The sequence below is a fragment of the Marinomonas sp. TW1 genome, from assembly GCF_001625355.1.
In the GTDB taxonomy this organism is placed as follows: domain Bacteria; phylum Pseudomonadota; class Gammaproteobacteria; order Pseudomonadales; family Marinomonadaceae; genus Marinomonas.
Genome location: NZ_JSEE01000004.1, coordinates 22,754 through 40,895, shown reverse-complemented (window position 1 = coordinate 40,895; position 18,142 = coordinate 22,754). Strand labels below are relative to the sequence as shown.

At 43.4% G+C, this 18,142-nt stretch carries 17 protein-coding genes; 4 read left to right on the top strand and 13 right to left on the bottom strand.

Annotation, left to right across the window (positions count from 1 at the left end; all coding sequences use genetic code 11):
- Nucleotides 1-20: 20 nt before the first annotated feature.
- From OA79_RS04515 to OA79_RS04490, 6 genes are all read right to left on the bottom strand, one after another.
- On the bottom strand, nt 21-371 hold the full coding sequence (locus tag OA79_RS04515) for a 5-carboxymethyl-2-hydroxymuconate Delta-isomerase (RefSeq protein WP_063332034.1): 351 nt from the start codon (nt 369-371) through the stop codon (nt 21-23).
- 101 nt (nt 372-472) lie between these two features.
- Nucleotides 473-1,408 carry a 2-hydroxyacid dehydrogenase gene (locus OA79_RS04510; protein WP_063332033.1) on the bottom strand — a complete coding sequence of 312 codons (936 nt, stop codon included), beginning with the start codon at nt 1,406-1,408 and terminating at the stop codon, nt 473-475.
- Complete coding sequence (locus tag OA79_RS04505; protein ID WP_231908801.1) at nt 1,405-1,815, bottom strand: VOC family protein; 411 nt, start codon at nt 1,813-1,815, stop codon at nt 1,405-1,407. The genes OA79_RS04510 and OA79_RS04505 overlap by 4 nt, the downstream gene beginning before the upstream one ends.
- A gap of 91 nt (nt 1,816-1,906) precedes the next feature.
- On the bottom strand, nt 1,907-3,460 hold the full coding sequence (locus tag OA79_RS04500) for an FMN-binding glutamate synthase family protein (protein ID WP_063332031.1): 1,554 nt from the start codon (nt 3,458-3,460) through the stop codon (nt 1,907-1,909).
- A 62-nt stretch (nt 3,461-3,522) separates the two neighbouring features.
- The gene (locus tag OA79_RS04495) at nt 3,523-5,937 is read right to left on the bottom strand and encodes a putative bifunctional diguanylate cyclase/phosphodiesterase (protein WP_063332030.1); all 2,415 of its coding nucleotides are present in this window, start codon (nt 5,935-5,937) and stop codon (nt 3,523-3,525) included.
- A 291-nt stretch (nt 5,938-6,228) separates the two neighbouring features.
- Nucleotides 6,229-8,112 carry a PhoX family protein gene (locus tag OA79_RS04490; protein WP_063332029.1) on the bottom strand — a complete coding sequence of 628 codons (1,884 nt, stop codon included), beginning with the start codon at nt 8,110-8,112 and terminating at the stop codon, nt 6,229-6,231.
- 310 nt (nt 8,113-8,422) lie between these two features.
- Here OA79_RS04490 and OA79_RS04485 point away from each other — a divergent pair, with 310 nt between their 5' ends.
- On the top strand, nt 8,423-10,060 hold the full coding sequence (locus tag OA79_RS04485) for a methyl-accepting chemotaxis protein (protein WP_082825374.1): 1,638 nt from the start codon (nt 8,423-8,425) through the stop codon (nt 10,058-10,060).
- Nucleotides 10,061-10,144: 84 nt separating this feature from the next.
- Here the strand turns inward: OA79_RS04485 and OA79_RS04480 are convergent, their stop codons facing one another.
- Complete coding sequence (locus OA79_RS04480; RefSeq protein ID WP_063332028.1) at nt 10,145-10,543, bottom strand: MmcQ/YjbR family DNA-binding protein; 399 nt, start codon at nt 10,541-10,543, stop codon at nt 10,145-10,147.
- A gap of 38 nt (nt 10,544-10,581) precedes the next feature.
- Nucleotides 10,582-11,166 carry a glutathione S-transferase N-terminal domain-containing protein gene (locus tag OA79_RS04475; RefSeq protein ID WP_063332027.1) on the bottom strand — a complete coding sequence of 195 codons (585 nt, stop codon included), beginning with the start codon at nt 11,164-11,166 and terminating at the stop codon, nt 10,582-10,584.
- Between the two features lie 103 nt (nt 11,167-11,269).
- Here OA79_RS04475 and OA79_RS04470 point away from each other — a divergent pair, with 103 nt between their 5' ends.
- Nucleotides 11,270-11,698: a DUF2721 domain-containing protein gene (locus tag OA79_RS04470; protein WP_063332026.1), complete on the top strand. Its 429-nt coding sequence runs from the start codon at nt 11,270-11,272 to the stop codon at nt 11,696-11,698.
- Here OA79_RS04470 and OA79_RS04465 read toward each other — a convergent pair.
- Nucleotides 11,680-12,603 carry an N-acetylmuramoyl-L-alanine amidase-like domain-containing protein gene (locus OA79_RS04465; RefSeq protein WP_063332025.1) on the bottom strand — a complete coding sequence of 308 codons (924 nt, stop codon included), beginning with the start codon at nt 12,601-12,603 and terminating at the stop codon, nt 11,680-11,682. The genes OA79_RS04470 and OA79_RS04465 overlap by 19 nt on opposite strands.
- A gap of 101 nt (nt 12,604-12,704) precedes the next feature.
- Between OA79_RS04465 and OA79_RS04460 the strand changes: the two genes are divergently transcribed.
- Nucleotides 12,705-12,971, top strand: a complete 267-nt coding sequence (locus OA79_RS04460; RefSeq protein ID WP_063332024.1) for a hypothetical protein — start codon at nt 12,705-12,707, stop codon at nt 12,969-12,971.
- A 10-nt stretch (nt 12,972-12,981) separates the two neighbouring features.
- Here OA79_RS04460 and OA79_RS04455 read toward each other — a convergent pair whose 3' ends face one another.
- The 3 genes from OA79_RS04455 to OA79_RS04445 all read right to left on the bottom strand — a co-directional run bounded on the left by OA79_RS04455 (nt 12,982) and on the right by OA79_RS04445 (nt 16,404).
- The gene (locus tag OA79_RS04455; RefSeq protein WP_063332023.1) at nt 12,982-13,329 is read right to left on the bottom strand and encodes a thioredoxin family protein; all 348 of its coding nucleotides are present in this window, start codon (nt 13,327-13,329) and stop codon (nt 12,982-12,984) included.
- A 138-nt stretch (nt 13,330-13,467) separates the two neighbouring features.
- Nucleotides 13,468-15,069, bottom strand: a complete 1,602-nt coding sequence (locus OA79_RS04450) for a methyl-accepting chemotaxis protein (RefSeq protein WP_231908806.1) — start codon at nt 15,067-15,069, stop codon at nt 13,468-13,470.
- A gap of 183 nt (nt 15,070-15,252) precedes the next feature.
- Nucleotides 15,253-16,404, bottom strand: a complete 1,152-nt coding sequence (locus tag OA79_RS04445) for an EAL domain-containing protein (protein ID WP_063332021.1) — start codon at nt 16,402-16,404, stop codon at nt 15,253-15,255.
- A 162-nt stretch (nt 16,405-16,566) separates the two neighbouring features.
- Between OA79_RS04445 and OA79_RS04440 the strand changes: the two genes are divergently transcribed.
- Complete coding sequence (locus OA79_RS04440) at nt 16,567-16,980, top strand: helix-turn-helix domain-containing protein (protein ID WP_063332020.1); 414 nt, start codon at nt 16,567-16,569, stop codon at nt 16,978-16,980.
- A gap of 5 nt (nt 16,981-16,985) precedes the next feature.
- Here the strand turns inward: OA79_RS04440 and OA79_RS04435 are convergent, their stop codons facing one another.
- Nucleotides 16,986-18,080 carry an amidohydrolase family protein gene (locus tag OA79_RS04435; protein WP_156486219.1) on the bottom strand — a complete coding sequence of 365 codons (1,095 nt, stop codon included), beginning with the start codon at nt 18,078-18,080 and terminating at the stop codon, nt 16,986-16,988.
- Nucleotides 18,081-18,142 lie beyond the last annotated feature (62 nt).

Here is an 18,142-nt window from a genome sequence, read left to right as displayed (position 1 = left end):
ACCTGTCTAATACTCATTCATCAAGAAGACAATACAACCTTCTTACTGTACGTCTCTCGGTCCATGTCGCATACCTCGACAGTAAAACTAACATCTTTTAATGAAAACTGTATTAATGCATCCAGCACTAATTGCGAAACTTGCTGTTTTTGTGCATCCGTTCGTCCTGATAACATCCGTAATGTCACATGAATAAACGCGTCTTCTTGCCCCGCTGTCAGAAAGCTTTTGTATGGCATAGCCCGTAACTTAATGTCTTCCTGAGCAAACAAATTAGACGCTATGGTGGCATCACGAACGGCTTCTAATAAATCCATTGGAGGTAACTCTTGGGCTAAATTCTGGCTAAATTCGACAATACAATGAGGCATGCGTTTCTCCTTTTTTAGATTTATTGGTTGCAAACAAAATAAAAGCCTACGTTAGGGAAGGTGCGAATATACGAAAATCAGTGGGCTTATTCGCTCTTTCATTAATAGCCACGAGTCATGTCTACCGCGGTCGGTATTTGACCTGTGTGCTGATAATACTCAAGGTTTTTTGCCACCACCTGACAAGCACTCCCCCTATGAGTTGGTGCTGAAATATGTGGCAATACAGTCACATTATGCCTTTGCCAATAATCATTATCACTGGCTAAAGGCTCTTGCTGAAACACATCTAACACGGCGTGCGATAGATGGCCTTGATCAAGTTTCGACTTTAACGCTGAATCATCAACTACGGCGCCACGCGCAAAGTTAATGAGACTGGCACCAGCGGGTAACAAGGATAAGGTCTGCTCATTTAATAAGAAATGTGTGGCCGTCGTTAAGGGTAACAAACACACCAAAATGTCAGAAGATTCCAACAGTTGTTGCATGCCTTGCTCACCATGTAAACAGGTCACATCAGATATCTGTTTCGCTTGGCGACTCCAGCCCGATACACTAAAACCATTTTCCACCAAGCGTAACGCACTGGCTTTGCCTAACTCACCTAACCCGAGTATACCAACACGGCGTTCGCAGGCTCGCACCATGGGTCTAGGTTGCCAAGTCGCTTGCGATTGTTGGCGAGCATAATATGGCATGTCTCGATGTAAGAATAATGTCCAAGCCAATACCGCCTCAGACATGGTCTCCGCCAAATGGGGATCAACTAAACGGACAATTTTAAAGCTTGCCTCTGGAAGCTCTGCAATCATACGCTCCACCCCGGCCCACAAACTTTGTACCCATTTTAGCTTTGGTAAGTCCGCAAGATCATTCGGATCAGGGTTAGCCACGATAGCAAATTCACATGTGGATTTTTGCGTTTGGCTTAATTCAGAAAACAGCCCAAAAGAACGCTCTGGCATTTGTTTTGACAAACTGGCTAACCAAGCCTGCTGTTCCTCTACCGTCAAGGTCGACACCAAAGGAATCATGACGCATACACCTGTGTCAGGTCTTTAAACCCTTTAAGTTCAATGGCGTTACCGCTTGGGTCTTTAAAAAATAAGGTCCACTGCTCACCCGCTTCGCCCTCAAAACGAACACTCGGCGCCAAGTCAAATGTCACCCCAGCCTCTGCCAAACGGTCAGCAATTTTTCGCCAATCCTCATAAGGTAAAATCAACCCAAAGTGCGGCATAGGCACTAGGTGCTCACCTACTTTACCGGTATTAGTGGTGGGCGAAGGAGTGCCCAAATGTAAGGAAAGTTGATGGCCATAAAAATCAAAATCCACCCAAGTCTCTGTATGACGCCCCTCTGTACAGCCCAACACACGCGTGTAGAAATCCCTAGTCTCGGCTAGGGACGTGACATGATATGCGTAATGAAACAGTGCCAATACCGTAAACTCCTCTCGACATTTAATACAACTAACATACCGTACAGCCAGAAAAATAAACAGGGATAGCGAATATCAAGTCTAGAAATGTCTACTGTAAAGGAGTGCCTTCACGGTCTTTTTGCGCAACAAAATTAAGGTATTCCGTTTTCACTTCAGGTAACGGGTTCGCCTCTGAAAACAACTGGGAACGACTTTGATTTTCAATGATTCTTACGTGTGAACGGTTAAGCTCTCTAGGCTCTTTTACCCCACATGAATGGGCAATTAAACCAATGCCGTGTAATAACTCTTGGGCATAATTTGCTACGCGCTCAGACTTTTCCGTCGCTACCAAGCCTTTTTGTAACTCGGGATTGTGCGTAGTGATACCAGTTGGGCAAGTATTTTTATTGCATTGAAGTGCTTGAATACAACCAAGTGAAAACAGGAAACCACGGGCAGACACTACAAAATCGGCCCCCGCACTTAATGCCCATGCGGCTTTGCCAGGAACAATCAATTTACCCGATGCAATCACCTTGATGTAAGGTCGTAAGCCATGCGACGTAATGGCATTGACGACTAAAGGCAAACTTTCTCTTAACTGCATCCCCACATAATCCATCAGAGATTGTGGTGCCGCTCCGGTGCCACCATCAGAGCTATCAATAGTAATAAAATCCGGACAATAATCGAGGCCTTTTTTGTGTATCAAATCACACATTTTATCAAAAAATGTGGCATCCCCCACCACCATTTTAAAGCCCACAGGCTTACCCGTGACCTTGCGGACATGATGAATCATAGCCAGCAAATCATCGATGGATTTGATGTCTGTATGTCCATTGGGGCTAATCGAATCGGCACCAACAGGAATGCCGCGAGTATGAGCAATTTCTTCCGTTACTTTTGCACCGGGTAACATTCCTCCTTTACCCGGTTTTGCACCTTGACTCATCTTGATTTCAAACATACGCACATTGTCGTGATCAGCAATGGCTTTTAATTTGTCATCACTCAGGTGTCCATGAGCATCACGTACACCGTATTTGGCCGTACCGATTTGGAATACCAAATCACAACCGCCTTCAAGATGATAAGGTGACAAACCGCCTTCCCCCGTATTCATCCAAATACCCGCCTTGCGAGCGCCTCGAGATAAGGCCTGAACCGCAGGTTTAGACAAAGCACCAAAACTCATACCTGAAATATTGATCACAGATCGAGTCCGATAAGGGTGTTTTGTAGTATGTTCACCAATACTGATTTCTTTGGGCTGTGCGGCGTCTTCTTCCAAGGTTGGAAAAGCACAATTGAGGAAATAAATGTCGCCCGGTGTATCAAGAGAGCGAGTGGAACCAAAGGCGATGGTAGCGTCTACTTTCTTAGCCGCGCGATACGCCCAAGAACGCTCAGCACGATCAAAAGGTCGCTCCTCTCGATCTAAAGCAAAAAAATACTGACGAAAAAATTCGCCAAGATGCTCAAACAAATAGCGAAAACGGCCAACAATAGGGTAATTACGACGAATGGTATGAGCCGTTTGATGCGTATCTACCCAATACATAACGACTAATGCCACCAATAAAGCAAAACACAGAACCACAAAAAACAATGCCGCCCAATGAATGGTCACACTCGTAACCGACCATAAAAATTCCATATTTCACCCTTACCCAGTAAAACGTTTAATCGACTGACTCAATGTCTTTACATGATCATAAATCAAAAACTGGGGGCAATGTCGGACGAATCATGAACAAAAGAAGCAATAAATTGGTCTGCCGGGGCGGGACGACCAAAATAGTAGCCTTGATAAAAGAAACACTCGCATTCTTTCAATCGATCAAGATGCGGTAAGGTCTCTACGCCTTCTGCTAAAACATTTATTTTCAACGCTTTGGCCATGGCAATCACCGCATGCACGATGGCCTCATCACTGTGATCCGTAAGCAAATCTCGTACAAAAGATTGATCAATTTTCAATCTATCGATTGGTAAGGATTTAAGGTACTTCAACGATGAATATCCGGTGCCAAAATCATCTATGGACAAATACACACCCAACTCTTTTATCGCCTGCATTTTGGTCAAGCTGGTGGCCCAATCATTCAACAAGGTATTTTCTGTAATTTCTAAATCCACACACGAAGCGGGTACATGATGCTTTTCCAGCTGAGCTTTTAACGTTGGCAAAAAGCCTGCTTGCTGAAATTGTATTGGGCTGACGTTAATCGACATTCGCCATGATGGTTGCCATTTTCCTTGTGCTAACCAAGACGCCACTTGCGACAGCGCTTCATCCAGCACCCATGTACCAATGTCGACAATAAGACCAATCTCTTCTGCTAAAGGAATAAATTCAGCAGGCGAAATAAAGCCTTTATTCGCATCACGCCATCTTAATAACGCTTCAGCCCCAATTAATTCGCCTTCCGCGTTATTTTGAGGTTGATAATAGAGCTCAAATAATTTGTTTTCGGTCGCATGATGAAGGGCTTTCTCCATATCCAAACGGGCATCGGATGCCGCCTGCATTTCTGGGCGATACATGGCATACGTATTTCGGCCTGATTCTTTCGCTCGATACAAGGCCGTATCCGCTTGTTTTAAGATCACCTCTGCACACTGCTCATTCGACTCAAAAACACTGGCCCCCAAACTCGCCGTAATATGAACTTCATGATGCCCAGCCGTTTTTACTTGCTGACAAGCCAACATGATACGACAAATCAAATCGTCTACTTGCGCCTCGGCTACCGCCAAATCTTGTCCTAATGTCGGCAAAAGGAAGGCAAACTCATCCCCCCCCATGCGTGCAAATAACATAGGATCGGACACCAAAACAGACAGATGCTTAGACACACACCGCAAAAGTTGATCGCCAACATTGTGACCTAAGGAGTCGTTAATGACTTTAAAGCGATCTATGTCCATAAAAACCACAGCCGAATAGTCACTATCCGCATTACTAGCCTGCAGCCTTTCATTCAACCTGTCCGTTAGGTATTGTCGATTAGGTAAGTCCGTAACAGGGTCATAGTAGGCTAGGTGATGAATATGATCCTGAGCTTGTTTACGCTCACTGACATCGCGCATCAGCATCAGCGTTTCCACATTGGATTGCACTTGATACTTCACTAAACGCACTTCAACAGGCAATGTTTGCCCATCAATGTGATATTGGCTTTCTATGGTGGTTGGATGATTCAGCGGCAGAGCGCTGACCAAATCGACAAAATAAGGCCAATCGGATTCTTCATAAAATGCTTCCAAGGACGTATCGGGTAAGTCCTCTTTATCCAATTTCAGCATGCTTTTGGCAGTCGTATTGGCAATGCGAATTTGTTGCTGATCATCTAACAATATAATGCCATCCGCTGCGTGTTCAATCATGGCCTTTGTGTGACTGTTACTGCGCTCCAAATCGCTCAATGCCGTATTCAAGTTATCCCACAAATGACTGAAGGTTGCGTGTAACTGGCCCAGTTCATCCGCTTGATGATGTCGATAAAAAGCCCCAAATAGCGGAAATTTTCGTACTCGCCCTAACTTGGAAAGAGAGCGAGTAAGACGAACCAGTGGATAAGTCACAAGAAAATAAAAAATCAGCGATACAAGACAAGCAAGCAGAATGTCTTTTAATAAATTAAACAACAAAAGGGGAACATGAGTCGCCAGCAAATTGTCCATCAAATAACGCGTTTCCGGCACCACAGTGAGCAAGCCGGAATTAAAGCTAGGCCGTAGTAAAATCAGAGGTCGTTGAAAGGAGGTAAAATCACCAAATAACCAGTCTGCCAGAGTTTGTGATGAAGAAAAGACGCGTTGCGGTGCATTGGCAGCCACAAACAACTTGCCATTTTCATCACTGACTTCCACTTTCGCAATGGATGGCGAATTAAGCAGGCTCTCGACTTGCTGCTTAGCAACAGGGTAATCCAAACGAAATACTGCGCTTGCCAAAGGTTGCTCAACCACGCCAAGTAACTGATTGAAGTCGTTTTCAATCATCTCTTTTTGCTGCGTTATGCCACCCAGCAATTGAATACTATTGCTTATCAAGCTCAAACTAATCGCTAACAACAAGGTTAATACAGCTTGCTTTACAAACAACGACTTAGAAAAGACCAGACTCATTCATACCTTCTTTGGGCTATCATCCATTTATGCTTTATCACTAGGAAACTGCGGGTCTGAGTTAAGGAAGATACGAACAAAGCTGAATGTCTGTTAGGCTGCTCTTACCTTTCTTGAATTTGCGACAAATTATAATGAAATATTATATATTCATGCATTGCTAGATATGAATATCATGATATGCGTCACAACTAAAGCCTTCAGAACAAAAGAAAATCAAATCTGCCTTTACAACGAAAAAAGGCCAACATACTTTCGCATGCTGGCCTGCATTCGCTTTTATCGAACTGGTTACACGATAGCACGACCATCTTCACGTGTGATAGCAATCACACTAGAAAGCGGTGTACCACCTGTTGGCCAAGTACCACCTGGGTGCTGAATGCTAACAAACATTGTCGAGTTGTCAGAGCTCCAAGCAGAGCCTGTCACTTCACATTTAGTCGGACCAACCATGAAACGCTTAATTTCACCCGTTTCCGTATCACCAACCAACATCTGGTTGTTGCCTTGGCCAGCAAAATCGCCTTCATTTGAATAGTTACCGTCGGTTTGAATCCACAACAAGCCGTTACGGTCAAATTTCAACCCATCTGGCGAGTTAAACATGTTGTCTTTGTTCACGTTCGCAGAACCCGCATAAGCATCGTCAAAGACCGCTGGATTACCCGCCATCACAAACAAATCCCACTTAAAGTCATTCGCTGTATGGTCTTCGTTGCTTGGTTCCCAACGTACGATCTGACCAAAGTTGTTCTTAGCTCGTGGGTTTGGACCTTTCGCTGGCGTCGCATCACCACCCGCATTTGGTTTCACACCACGGTTCTTGTTGTTGGTTAGACAGCAGTAAGCTTCTACTTTATTTGGATTCGCCGCTACCCACTCAGGACGGTCCATCGTCGTTGCGCCAACTTTGGATGCCGCCTGACGAGTGTGAATGGCAATTTCTGCCTCTGTCATACCCGTTGTCGCAGGCGTCAATGCTAACCACTCACCACGATTATTATCATGGAATCTAGCCACGTACAAAGTCCCTTCCGCTAACAAATCTGAGTTGTCAGCACCTACTTGGTATTTGCCTTTAGAGACGAAGCGGTATAGGAATTCACCACGCTCGTCATCGCCTAGGTAGACCACGACATGACCGTTTGCCGCAATCGTTACTTCGGCATTTTCGTGTTTGAAACGACCCAAAGCAGTACGTTTTTTAGGGCGAGAATTTGGATTCATTGGATCGATCTCGACCACATAACCAAAGCGATTTGGCTCATTTGGTTCTTTCACAAGATCGAAACGATCGTCTGCCATTTCCCACTTGTAGCGACCTTCAGAAGTGCTCACGCCGTAACGCTTAAGTTCATCAGGAAGCTGATAGCTGTCATCAGAAGCCGCGAAGTAACTATTGAAGTTCTCTTCACAAGTCAAATACGTGCCCCAAGGTGTTTGACCTTGACCACAGTTGTTCCACGTCCCTTTTGCAAGCACTCCTCGAGGGTCCGCTGAGGTTTTCATCAAATTGTGACCACGCGCAGGTCCAGTGATGTCCATTTCCGTGTCGGCCGTGATACGACGATTGAATTTAGAGTCTTTAATGATGCTCCACTTACCATCGTATTTTGCAATTTCCATGATAGACACACCGTGTGCGGCTTTGTTCTTGCGCACATCATCTGCCGTCATAGTTTCACCGCCTTCGCGGTTAGCATTCAGTGTTTTTGGGTTAACGTATTCATTATTAACCGCTAAGACAAACACACCGTTATGATTAAAGAAGGCTAAGCCATCATTGTTGTCACCAAAGGCCATTTCTTGGGAAGCACCTGTACCACCCGTTTTAGTGTCTAATGGCACACCTTTTGACCACAATGGATCACCCCAAGAAGCCACCACTTGCCAAGTGTAACCTTTTGGCAAAGTAATGGTGTCAGCCGAAGTCGCTTTCACCATATCAAAAGCCAGACGAGAAGATTGATGATGAGCAGCCATGGCCTGCGCGGCACCAAAAGTTGACCCCATAACAAATGCACTGGCGCCAACCGCGGCGCCCCCACTTAGAAAGCCACGACGCGATACCATCTTGTTCGCCACTTTCTCAAATTCCACCACTTCTGGTGCTGGACGTACTAACTCGTCTAGTTCATCAAAGCTCAGATCTTGTTTGCGTTCAATTGTCATAATACTGCCCTATCAATAGTGATTTCTTACTGACTAAATAAATCAAAAAAACCACCTTTAACGTCTTTAGATGGCTCTCTGACTTGTTGTTTGAGATATTAGAAAAACAACCTTCCCATAATTGCTTTTTCTAACCTCCCCTGCTTTAGAGAAGTTGGCAATTAATTTATAGGCAAAAAGTTACACAGAAATGACAGTTAAATGGCATTATTGAATTGTTTAATAAAAAAGGATAAAACTTGTAAGTAGGAAGCAAAAAAAACTTATAAACCATAATAAGAATGACGCAAATTCCCGAGAGGACACAGCTATGATAAACACGTTAAGAAAAATCCCCATTAAGCACAGGTTAATAAGTCTCGTTACTTTTTTTTCCATCGGTTTGATTTTAGTAATTTCGCTTTCACTCAGTGAGAACAAGACCTCACTACTTAATGAAAAGTACGCGCAAACGAAACATGTTGTTGAGACAGCCACAGGAGTGTTGACCCACTTTCAGGCGCTCGAACAATCTGGCGAACTGAGCCGAGATCAGGCTCAACAGTATGCGATGGACACCATTAAAGGCATTCGATATGCCGGTGCTGAATATTTTTGGATTAATGATTATAACGCTGTCATGATCATGCATTCTGTTAAACCGAGCCTAGATGGAAAAAATTTAGCCAATCTTGAAGATCCTAACGGCAAAAAGCTGTTCTCAGAATTTGTTAAAGTGGTCAAAGCACAACAAGCAGGGTTTGTTGATTACCTATGGCCAAAGCCTGGCAGCGAACAACCCGTTGAAAAAATTTCCTACGTGCAAGGATTTGCCCCATGGGGTTGGATTATTGGCTCTGGTATCTATTTAGACGATGTTGATCAACAGTTCAAACAAGAAATCATAAAATTGGGCAGCATCAGTGCAGCGATTATTCTATTGGCTCTGTTTATTTCCGTCATTATTCTAAGGTCTATCCTCACGCCAATTCGTCAGATTAAAACGGCTCTAGAAGACATTTCCCACGGTTCTGGTGATTTAACGGCTCGTCTCCCTGAGTCTGGAAACGACCAGTTAACCAAGATCGCAATGTCCTACAATACGTTTGTAAAAAGACTTAGCGATACCTTGAATAAAGCCGTGTTGCTTAACCAAGAAGTGGAATCTAAAAGCAAAGAGCTGAAGATTGCGTCGGCTAAAACCAGAGAAATTAGCCAAGAAAGAGAAGGCAAATTCACGGAAATGACGCAAGCCATTGCAGAAGTCGATAGCTTTAAAGACGAAGTGATTGAAAGCACGCAAACGACGTTAGATTCCGCTCAAATGACCGTCGAAAAAACCCGAACAGGGCAAGATTCAATACAGCAAACGGTTGACTCTCTAGATAAGTTATCCAGTGAGTTGGAGTCTGGGTTAAACACAGTCATTCAGCTTGCCGAACAATCCCAAACCATTGGCACAGTGTTGGATGTCATCAGTGAAATCGCTGAACAAACTAACCTGCTGGCATTGAATGCGGCGATTGAGGCCGCTCGAGCTGGTGAGCAAGGACGAGGATTTGCCGTGGTAGCGGATGAAGTTCGCGGCTTGGCCAGCCGAACTCAAGCCTCAACGGATGAGATTCAAGCCATGATTAACAAGTTACAAAGTGGCGCCAAAGAAGCCGAAAGCAAAATTACAGAAAGTCATCAGCAATCGCAAAAAACCACTCAAGAAATGAGTATGACGGCGCAATATCTAGAAGACATTGCCAGTTCAGCGGAAGGCATTAATCGCGCGAGTAACTCGGTACTTCAAAGTGTCACCTTGCAAAGTGATGTTGTACAAAGACTCAATGAGTTAAATGAAAAGGTCGTTGAATTATCAGCGCAGGCGAGTTTGCAAGTTCAGCAGAACAACCAAACCAGTGAGTCTCTGGCGCAAACGTCAGAACAAACACAACACGTCATGTCAGCCTTTAAACTTTAGCCTCTAACGGATCGAACATGCCAACAAGACATTTTTCTTGTTGGCATGTTTTTTAAAGCCCAACGCCCTCTCTGTTTAAAGCGTTTATCCCGCAAATACATCATCACCATAGACAGCCACTGCGCCATGACGTAACGCTAATCCCTCTCTTAAGGATTTTTTCATGCCTTTAACAACCAGAGCATAAGAGTGGTCGATCAAACGCTCAATCTCTCCATCTGGCAAGCTTCCTTCATACATCACTGAATTCCAATGTCGTTTATTCATATGATAAGCAGGAATCACCTCTTCAAACACATCCCTCAACTCAATGGCATGATCCGGCTGACACTTCAGATTCAACAAGCTTTTTGCTTGATAACGAGTCAGCAGAGCAAACATCTTTCCCTGAACTTTGAACACCGCGGTACGATTATCAAAGGGGTACACTTCCACCGCTTCAGGCTTGGACAATAAATAAGAAGTTATACGATCAAGTTGCAAACCAACCTCGCATCAAAATGTAGTACAAAGATAACCCATCAATAACGTAGAGCAATCGCTTGCTGTAACAATGGCCAATCCAATAACGCTTGCTGATATTGTTTAGCTTTATCTGACAGCGGTAACTGATAATCGGCTAGGCGATAAGCCAAAACGCTGTAAAAAGCATCCACGGCACCTGGACTATCAAACATAAAAGGCCCTTTCGCCTGACAAAAGATCTCATCTACCCTGTTCAGCTCATGCTCCAGCGCCTTCGGAACCTCAGTTAACGGCGTCACCCCGTGTAACGAGAATGGACATTGTTGACGCAAGGTTACAAAACCCGCATGAAGTTCGGCACATAAACTTCTCGCCACAGCCTTCTCAAGCGCTGACAATGGGTACAATGCGCCATCTGAAAAATCGTTAAAATATTCCGCGATGGCCAAAGAGTCATGTACAACTATGTCACCAATTAGTAGAGCAGGCACCAAGCCTGTTGGTGACAATTTTCTTAACTCGGCTTTGTCACTTTCTGATTGCAGATCAATCCCCTGCAATTCAACCTCAGCACTGGCTAATTGACTGCATATCCAAGCCCGTAAAGACCAGGTGGATAAGGTTCCAACCACTAACTTCATCACTACCTCCAAACGCAATGGTTTCCATCACACTGTTTCTGAAAAACTGATAAAATAGAGCCAGTTAATACTTTCAATGAATGACGCCTTCAAAAGGAAGACCATGATCATCACCTTAACGACTCCCGCTATGTTATTTCCTGCTGTTTCCCTTTTATTACTGGCTTATACCAACCGTTTTGTGACACTAGCCTCTATTATTCGAACCTTTGACCCAAAACAAGAGGACGATAACACCACAGAGCAAATCGTTAACTTAAGAAAACGCATTTATCTCATTCGACGAATGCAAGAAGCGGGCGTGATCAGCTTTTTTCTCTGTGTCATGTCCATGCTCGCCATCTATGTAGAATACCAGCAGGTAGGCAGTTATATTTTCGCCGCTAGCCTAGTTTGCCTGATGTATTCTTTGTACCTATCCGTACGTGAAATCACCATTTCTTGTGATGCCTTAGAACTTCATTTAAAACACTTTAACGCAGACTTAACTCGCAAAAAATCGCTTAAAAAGCCCTACAAGCGAATCGACTGAAGATTAAAACCTTTCAACGATGAGGACGCATCATACTGAGCAAAGTAATCGATAAAATCCTCATCCACTACTTGTTGATGTGTCACACTGGCATGGCGAAGAATTAGGCGACCATCTTGTCTTAGCACGAATCCTTGATGCGACACATTTAAATTGGTACCGATCCATTTCTTCAGCGCCCAATCAGGCCGTACCATATTAATCACACTGCCCGACGGAATACGATCGAGTAAAGCTTGGTTCACTTGTTTATCTGGCCCCAAAAACACTGCCGTTAAGGGAACATAAGGAAGGTCAGCTTGGACTACTTGAAAATGCTGACCTGTCACGTGCAATCTTTCCAAAAGCGCTTCACAACCCTGTTTACAAGCGATGCTTTTGGCACTTAAATGACGATACCAAGCCGCTCGATCAATCTGTGTACGAGCTTGTTGAAATTGTGTTGGGGCAACTCGCCCCGTGATATCTTGCAGTATTTTTCGATTATTCGGTAACCAATCCAAACTGGGAAAATGGTTACGCTGCACAAAATTGACCTGACCATGCTGATAACGAATGCGGATTAAGTTGTCTTTAAAGCTCCCAGCTGAAGCAGACTGTATTCCAGCCAACACAGTTTCAACGTAAGTAGTGCAGTCAAATACATCAAAGCGTATTAATGGGTCTTTATCAAATTGCCCACCTGGCCCTTCTCCAGCATTACCACCAACATAAGGCGCTCCCATAAACAGATGACTCAGACGTTCTATTCGCGTTGCCACATCCATCGAATCAGTTTGGGTGCTAAGTGACTGATAAAACTGACGCTCTATTGTTGGATCATAGGCGTGCTCGACGTCGCTCCCGTTAGCCTGGTTAAACAAGCCACAAACTAAGAAACAGTAGCCTAGCCAATGTCGTTTCATCACCACCTCGTTTGCAATACATCACAAAAATGAACAAAACCCTCACTAACAGCCTAACATCATGTTGTTAAAATGCCATGTAATGAAAGAGAGGTTTGCCCATGAAGATACAAAGTCCACCTTTTTTATATGGCCAACAAGGCTTACAACAAAGTCAAAGAAACCTTGAACAAGCGAATCAAGAAGTCGCACAAATGGCGACTCAAACTTTTGACCGAGTTCAACCCAAAGAACTCGATGTACAGCATGGTTCTATTGAGGAAAGCTTAATGGAAGCGAGGCAAGCCACTCGAAATGCTCAATCGAATGCGCAGGTAATTGATGGTTCAAACAAAGCCATTGGTAGCTTAATTGATGTTACGGTTTGAGCATTAGAATTTAGCCACCACTATCGAGCATAGCCTTGGCTTGATTTAAGTCTTCAAGATGAGTGACTCTCACCCACCGCCCAATTTCGTGACCATCTTTTAGCAAAATCAAGCTCGGCCATAGCTTCACACCAAACTGGCGTCCCAGTCTCTTTCCTTTGCCATCAAACACCTTCACATGAGGCATAGCCGGATAGGCTTTCATAAAGCATTCAACAACAGGCATAGCCGTTTGACAATGAGCGCACCAAGGGGCACCAAACTCAACCAACGTATAACCCGCCTGGTGCTCTAATGCTTCTTTATCAGGCGCATCCTCTGAGTAACCTTTATTATAGCCAAGCGTCATCGCTAACATATTGAACACCATATTTAATTTACTTTATTACATTCTAAGCTGAGCAATATCAAAAAGAAAACCGCCCAATAAGGCGGCTTTCTGACACATATTTTCTGCTCTTAATAGAGAGCACTTCAACGCAGTAAATGAGAGAGTCTAAACTTTAAACTTCACCACGAGATCATTCAGCTCAACCGCTAAGCGTGTCAACTCCGCAGCACTGGCGCTCGTTTGATTCGCACCGACGACAGTTTGTGCCGCCAAATCACTTATATTCGTAATGTTACCATCCACTTCTTTCGCTGTATTAGATTGCTCTTCTGCAGCACTGGCAATCACATGATTGCTGTCACTAATCGCGGCAATACGTCGAGTAATCTGTTCTAAAGCTAAGGCGGCTTCGGCCACTACCTGCTTAGCCATGCTGGTTTTTTGACTGGTGCTTTCCATTGAAGAGACGGCCGTATTGGCTGACGTTTGAACGTCTTTCACCATGGTTTCAATTTCTTCAGTGGATTCTTGTGTTCTATGAGCAAGACTACGCACCTCATCCGCCACGACAGCAAACCCTCGCCCTGCCTCACCGGCACGGGCTGCTTCAATTGCCGCATTCAAAGCCAGTAAATTGGTCTGCTCCGATACAGCACGTATCACATCCAGAATCTGCCCAATCGAAGACACCTGACTCGCCAATTGGTTAATCACATTGGTACTGGTTTGCATTTCTTGGTTCATGTCCGTAATGACAGAGGTCGTCTCATCCACTTTGCCTTTGCCCTCTGCTGCCAAGCGAGACGATTCATGTGAATCTTGAGAAGTGGCTTGAGCCGTTTTCGCGACTTCATCAATCGCTGAACTCATTTGTGTAATGGCGGTAGCCGCTTGTTGAATTTCATCACTTTGTCGCTGCAAACCATTTGTTGAGCTTTCAGTCACTGAGTTCAGCTCTTCTGCTGCCGAGGCCAATTGACTTGATGACTCTCCGATGTGAACAATGGCTCCTCTGAGGTTTTCTTGCATCGCTAACAACGCCATCGCTAAACGTGTCACTTCATCTTCACCATCTACTTTTATAGTCTGGGTTAAATCCCCTTGCGCAATCGCTTCGGCAGAGTGCATGGCGGTTTGAAGCGGTTGATTAATACTCCTCGCTAGAAAAACGGCGATCAAGATAGCAAATAATGCCGCTCCGGCAACGATCACACTAGTCGCCACCAAACTATTATTGTATTCCTGTTTCGAGGCTTCACTCGTCTGATCCGCAATCCTCTGATTTTCCTCCACAATGTCATGCAGAGCTTTCACCATCTGATCGGCGGCTTGATTCATTTTTGGCACCAAGGCTTCATAGGCGTTTTGCTGCATCACGGCATCCGCTACTTGATTCTGTAACTCAAAATAGGCCTTTTCGTCTTGCTGAAAACGTTCAAAGAGTTGACGTTCACTCACCATTTCAATATGAGACGCATAAATTTTCTGGGATTGAAGCACGTCTTGTTTTATTGCCTTCAACGTCGCTAACGTCGTCTTTTGGCTTTGTTCATTGTCTTCATTTAACAAACGCAACGTAAAAATTCGTACCCTCATTAAGTTGCTATTCATATCTCCAAGACTTGAAATGGCTGGAAGTATATTGCGTTCAATCTTCTCAGAATTAGAGCGAATGTCTTTCATTGCATTCATCCCTCCTCCTCCAAGTATGATTAACAACAATAAAATCACTGAGAACGCCGTAAATAAACGTGTCCTAATATTCATTTTTCGTAACATATTTGTGCCCTTAATTAATAGTAACGTTACTTCTTAAGTGACATATTAACTCGACGTATAGCGCCAAGAAGGGACTAAACGGCGAGAGTGAAACGTCAAGCCAGCATTCACATGGACTCAGGACAGATATAATGAGGTTGTGTAAAACAAACCTTTTATGCCTTCCAAAACTTAAGAATTGGTGATTCTCAACTTCATCCACTGTTCAAATTCTGTAGAGGACAAAGGTGGAGAATAGAGGAAGCCTTGCACAACGCGATAACCCGCATCGATTAGCAAGGACAATTGATTTTCCGTTTCCACGCCTTCAGCGATAGCGAGAACATCAAGCTCTTGCGACATGTTAAAAATAATACGGCTCAAATGAACGGCCATTTTATGCGGAAATTCATGTACAAAAAAACGATCTAGTTTTAAATGAGATATGGGGAACTTTAACAATCTCTTTAGATTAGAATACTCGGTTCCAAAATCATCTAACGACACCTTTACTCCCATAAAATAAAGCTCAGCTATTTTTCCAGCGATATTGATGTTAGAAGGAAATGGAGCACGTTCAGTTATTTCGACAATCAAGTGATCAAATGGAATGTCTAATTCTATTAACCTGGTTTTTATATGATTCGTAATATTAGAATCACAAAAGCTCATAGCAGAAAAATTAACGGAAATGTGTGGAATCGATATACCATTCTCTCGCCAATGCACAAATTGCAGACAAGCTTTATTGAATACCAATAAATCTAATTCGGAAATAAGTGAATAGGATTCCGCAATTTTAACAAACACATCTGGCGACACCTCACCAAACTCATCTGAAGACCACCTAGCCAAAGCTTCAACACCATAAAGGGTGTTATTTGTTACATTAATTTGCGGTTGATAGACCACAGATATGTTTTTAGCAAACAGATCTTGGCGAAATGAATAGGCCATAAAATCAGTTGAAAATTCATCGTTTTCGCTTTCAACTGCTTGCCGAAAAAAAATCAGCCCCAAGTACTCTTTACCTTCAAGAAAAAAAGGATCTACTGCGACCGTCACAAGAAAAGGCGTCGCTTTTTCGGGTCGATACAATAAGGAAAGTGTCGTACCTGAATATTTTTTAAACTCTTTTAAAAAAAAAGTACCTTGTTTTTCCAGTGACCAAAAGCAATTATCATCAAATGTGATAGTCTTGTTAGAACAATTAGTTAGGAAAAGTTTCTGAGCACGAGCATTACATGAAACGAGCGTATTTTCAGCATCCAGAACAAGTAAACTGGCATCAAATAATTCAGATCCACGCCATTCAAGCTTTGTGTTCCAAGTGTCTATTTCCACGAGCAAGTCCTTGCTTTGCATGTTGAAGATAATGATATTTAGATATCATTATTTGTCATATAGACAAAATGACATACAAATATTGCCCATAAGGCAAATCGAGTCAAGCAAATTGCCTCATAGGTTTTGTCGTACTAGTAAGTCAAAAAGGATAATCTCGTCATGAAGATAGGACAGGTTATCAAAGTCTTACGCTTACAACGTAAGATGACACAAGAACAAATTGCACTGGAAGCAGATATGGCCACCAGCAATGTGTCTCGCATTGAGAAAGGCCTAAGGCAACCCTCTCAAAAGGTCTTATGGAAATTGGCTAAAGCTCTGAATACTACGCCCTCAGTTATTTATGCTGCTAGTGAACAGCCCGATGGCAATATTTTAGAATTTTTAGAACAAGTTAAACACGATGGCAAAGAGGACTCATCACTTAAAAAAAATAGAAGAGTTGGCAGTTCCATCATTAGTAAAGATGCTCAACTGTTATTAAAACTCTACAGCGAGCTCTCCCCAAAGAATAAATCTTTATTATTAGAACAACTTAAAACTCTGCATAAATGGCAAGAAAAACCAATCTAAAGCAATTAAGAAGAACACACTTCTGGCGCGACATATTCCAACTTCAATAAGTCAAAATAATTTTGCCCTAAGGCGATGTTACGAAATGCCTCATCACTCAAAAATTGATGAATTCGCCCTGTCACTCTCAGCTCCTCTTGATACACTGCAAAACGATTATTGCGAAAAGCGACGAAATCCGAACCTGGCAAGATACGCTCAGAGTAACGGTTAAAGAAAGAAACGTATTTTTCTTGATTGCCCCATTGGCTAAAATAATAGTCATCCAAAATGCGCCATGAGGTATCCAACATCAGGTTAGGATGCTTGTCTAACATCGCAGACAAGATGGCGATATGATGTTCCGCTTTCATATTGGTCAACTCATAGGACATCCCCATGTGTGCCCAAATAATTTTATTATTCGGATATAAAGACAACACCTGCTCCATTAATGGGACATATAGCTTGGGATCGCTGTTATTTCCTAAGTCAGAATGAATGGTGATTGGATATCCTCGCTTTTCCAACTCACTCATAAAGTCAGCCCATTGACGAATATCGTGAGGCGTTGCGGGTTCATGGCGATTATGAAACTGAGCTTGCTTGACTAGGTTAACCTCCCCCATCCAGCGAAACATGTCTGGGTATTCTTTTTCATAGAGCGCCATAATAGCCAAGGTGGATTGCGGATTGGCTAAGTCCGTAAAAGTCATCGATAAGGTTAAATGCAAATCTTCTGGCGCGTACTCCAACATATTTGCCGCATTAACAAAATCATTGCGAGTGGTCGGAGAAACGGGTGTGCCGGGGCATTTTAAATAATTGGAGCAGCTAGAATTGGCCGGTAACATTTGCCCGATACCGTATACATTGGCGAAACGCACGCTGGTTTGACGAAGGAAATCATTCACCTGTTGAAACGGTATCGCGCGCCCATCAAAGGGTCGATAATGAAGATGACTATCAACAACCGCTGTGTAAGGTTCATTTGCTCGGTCATAACACGCTGCCCCCGCCTTAAAAGACGCTAATGAACGTAGTTCACTTTTCGCGTCATATGCACACCCCACCAACAAAGAACAAAGCGCAACCGTGACCATCAAAGGATGACAAGACATTAGAATGAATCCTCTTTGTTAAAACAAAAACTTTGACGCATGCTCATCTAACACGTTATTTT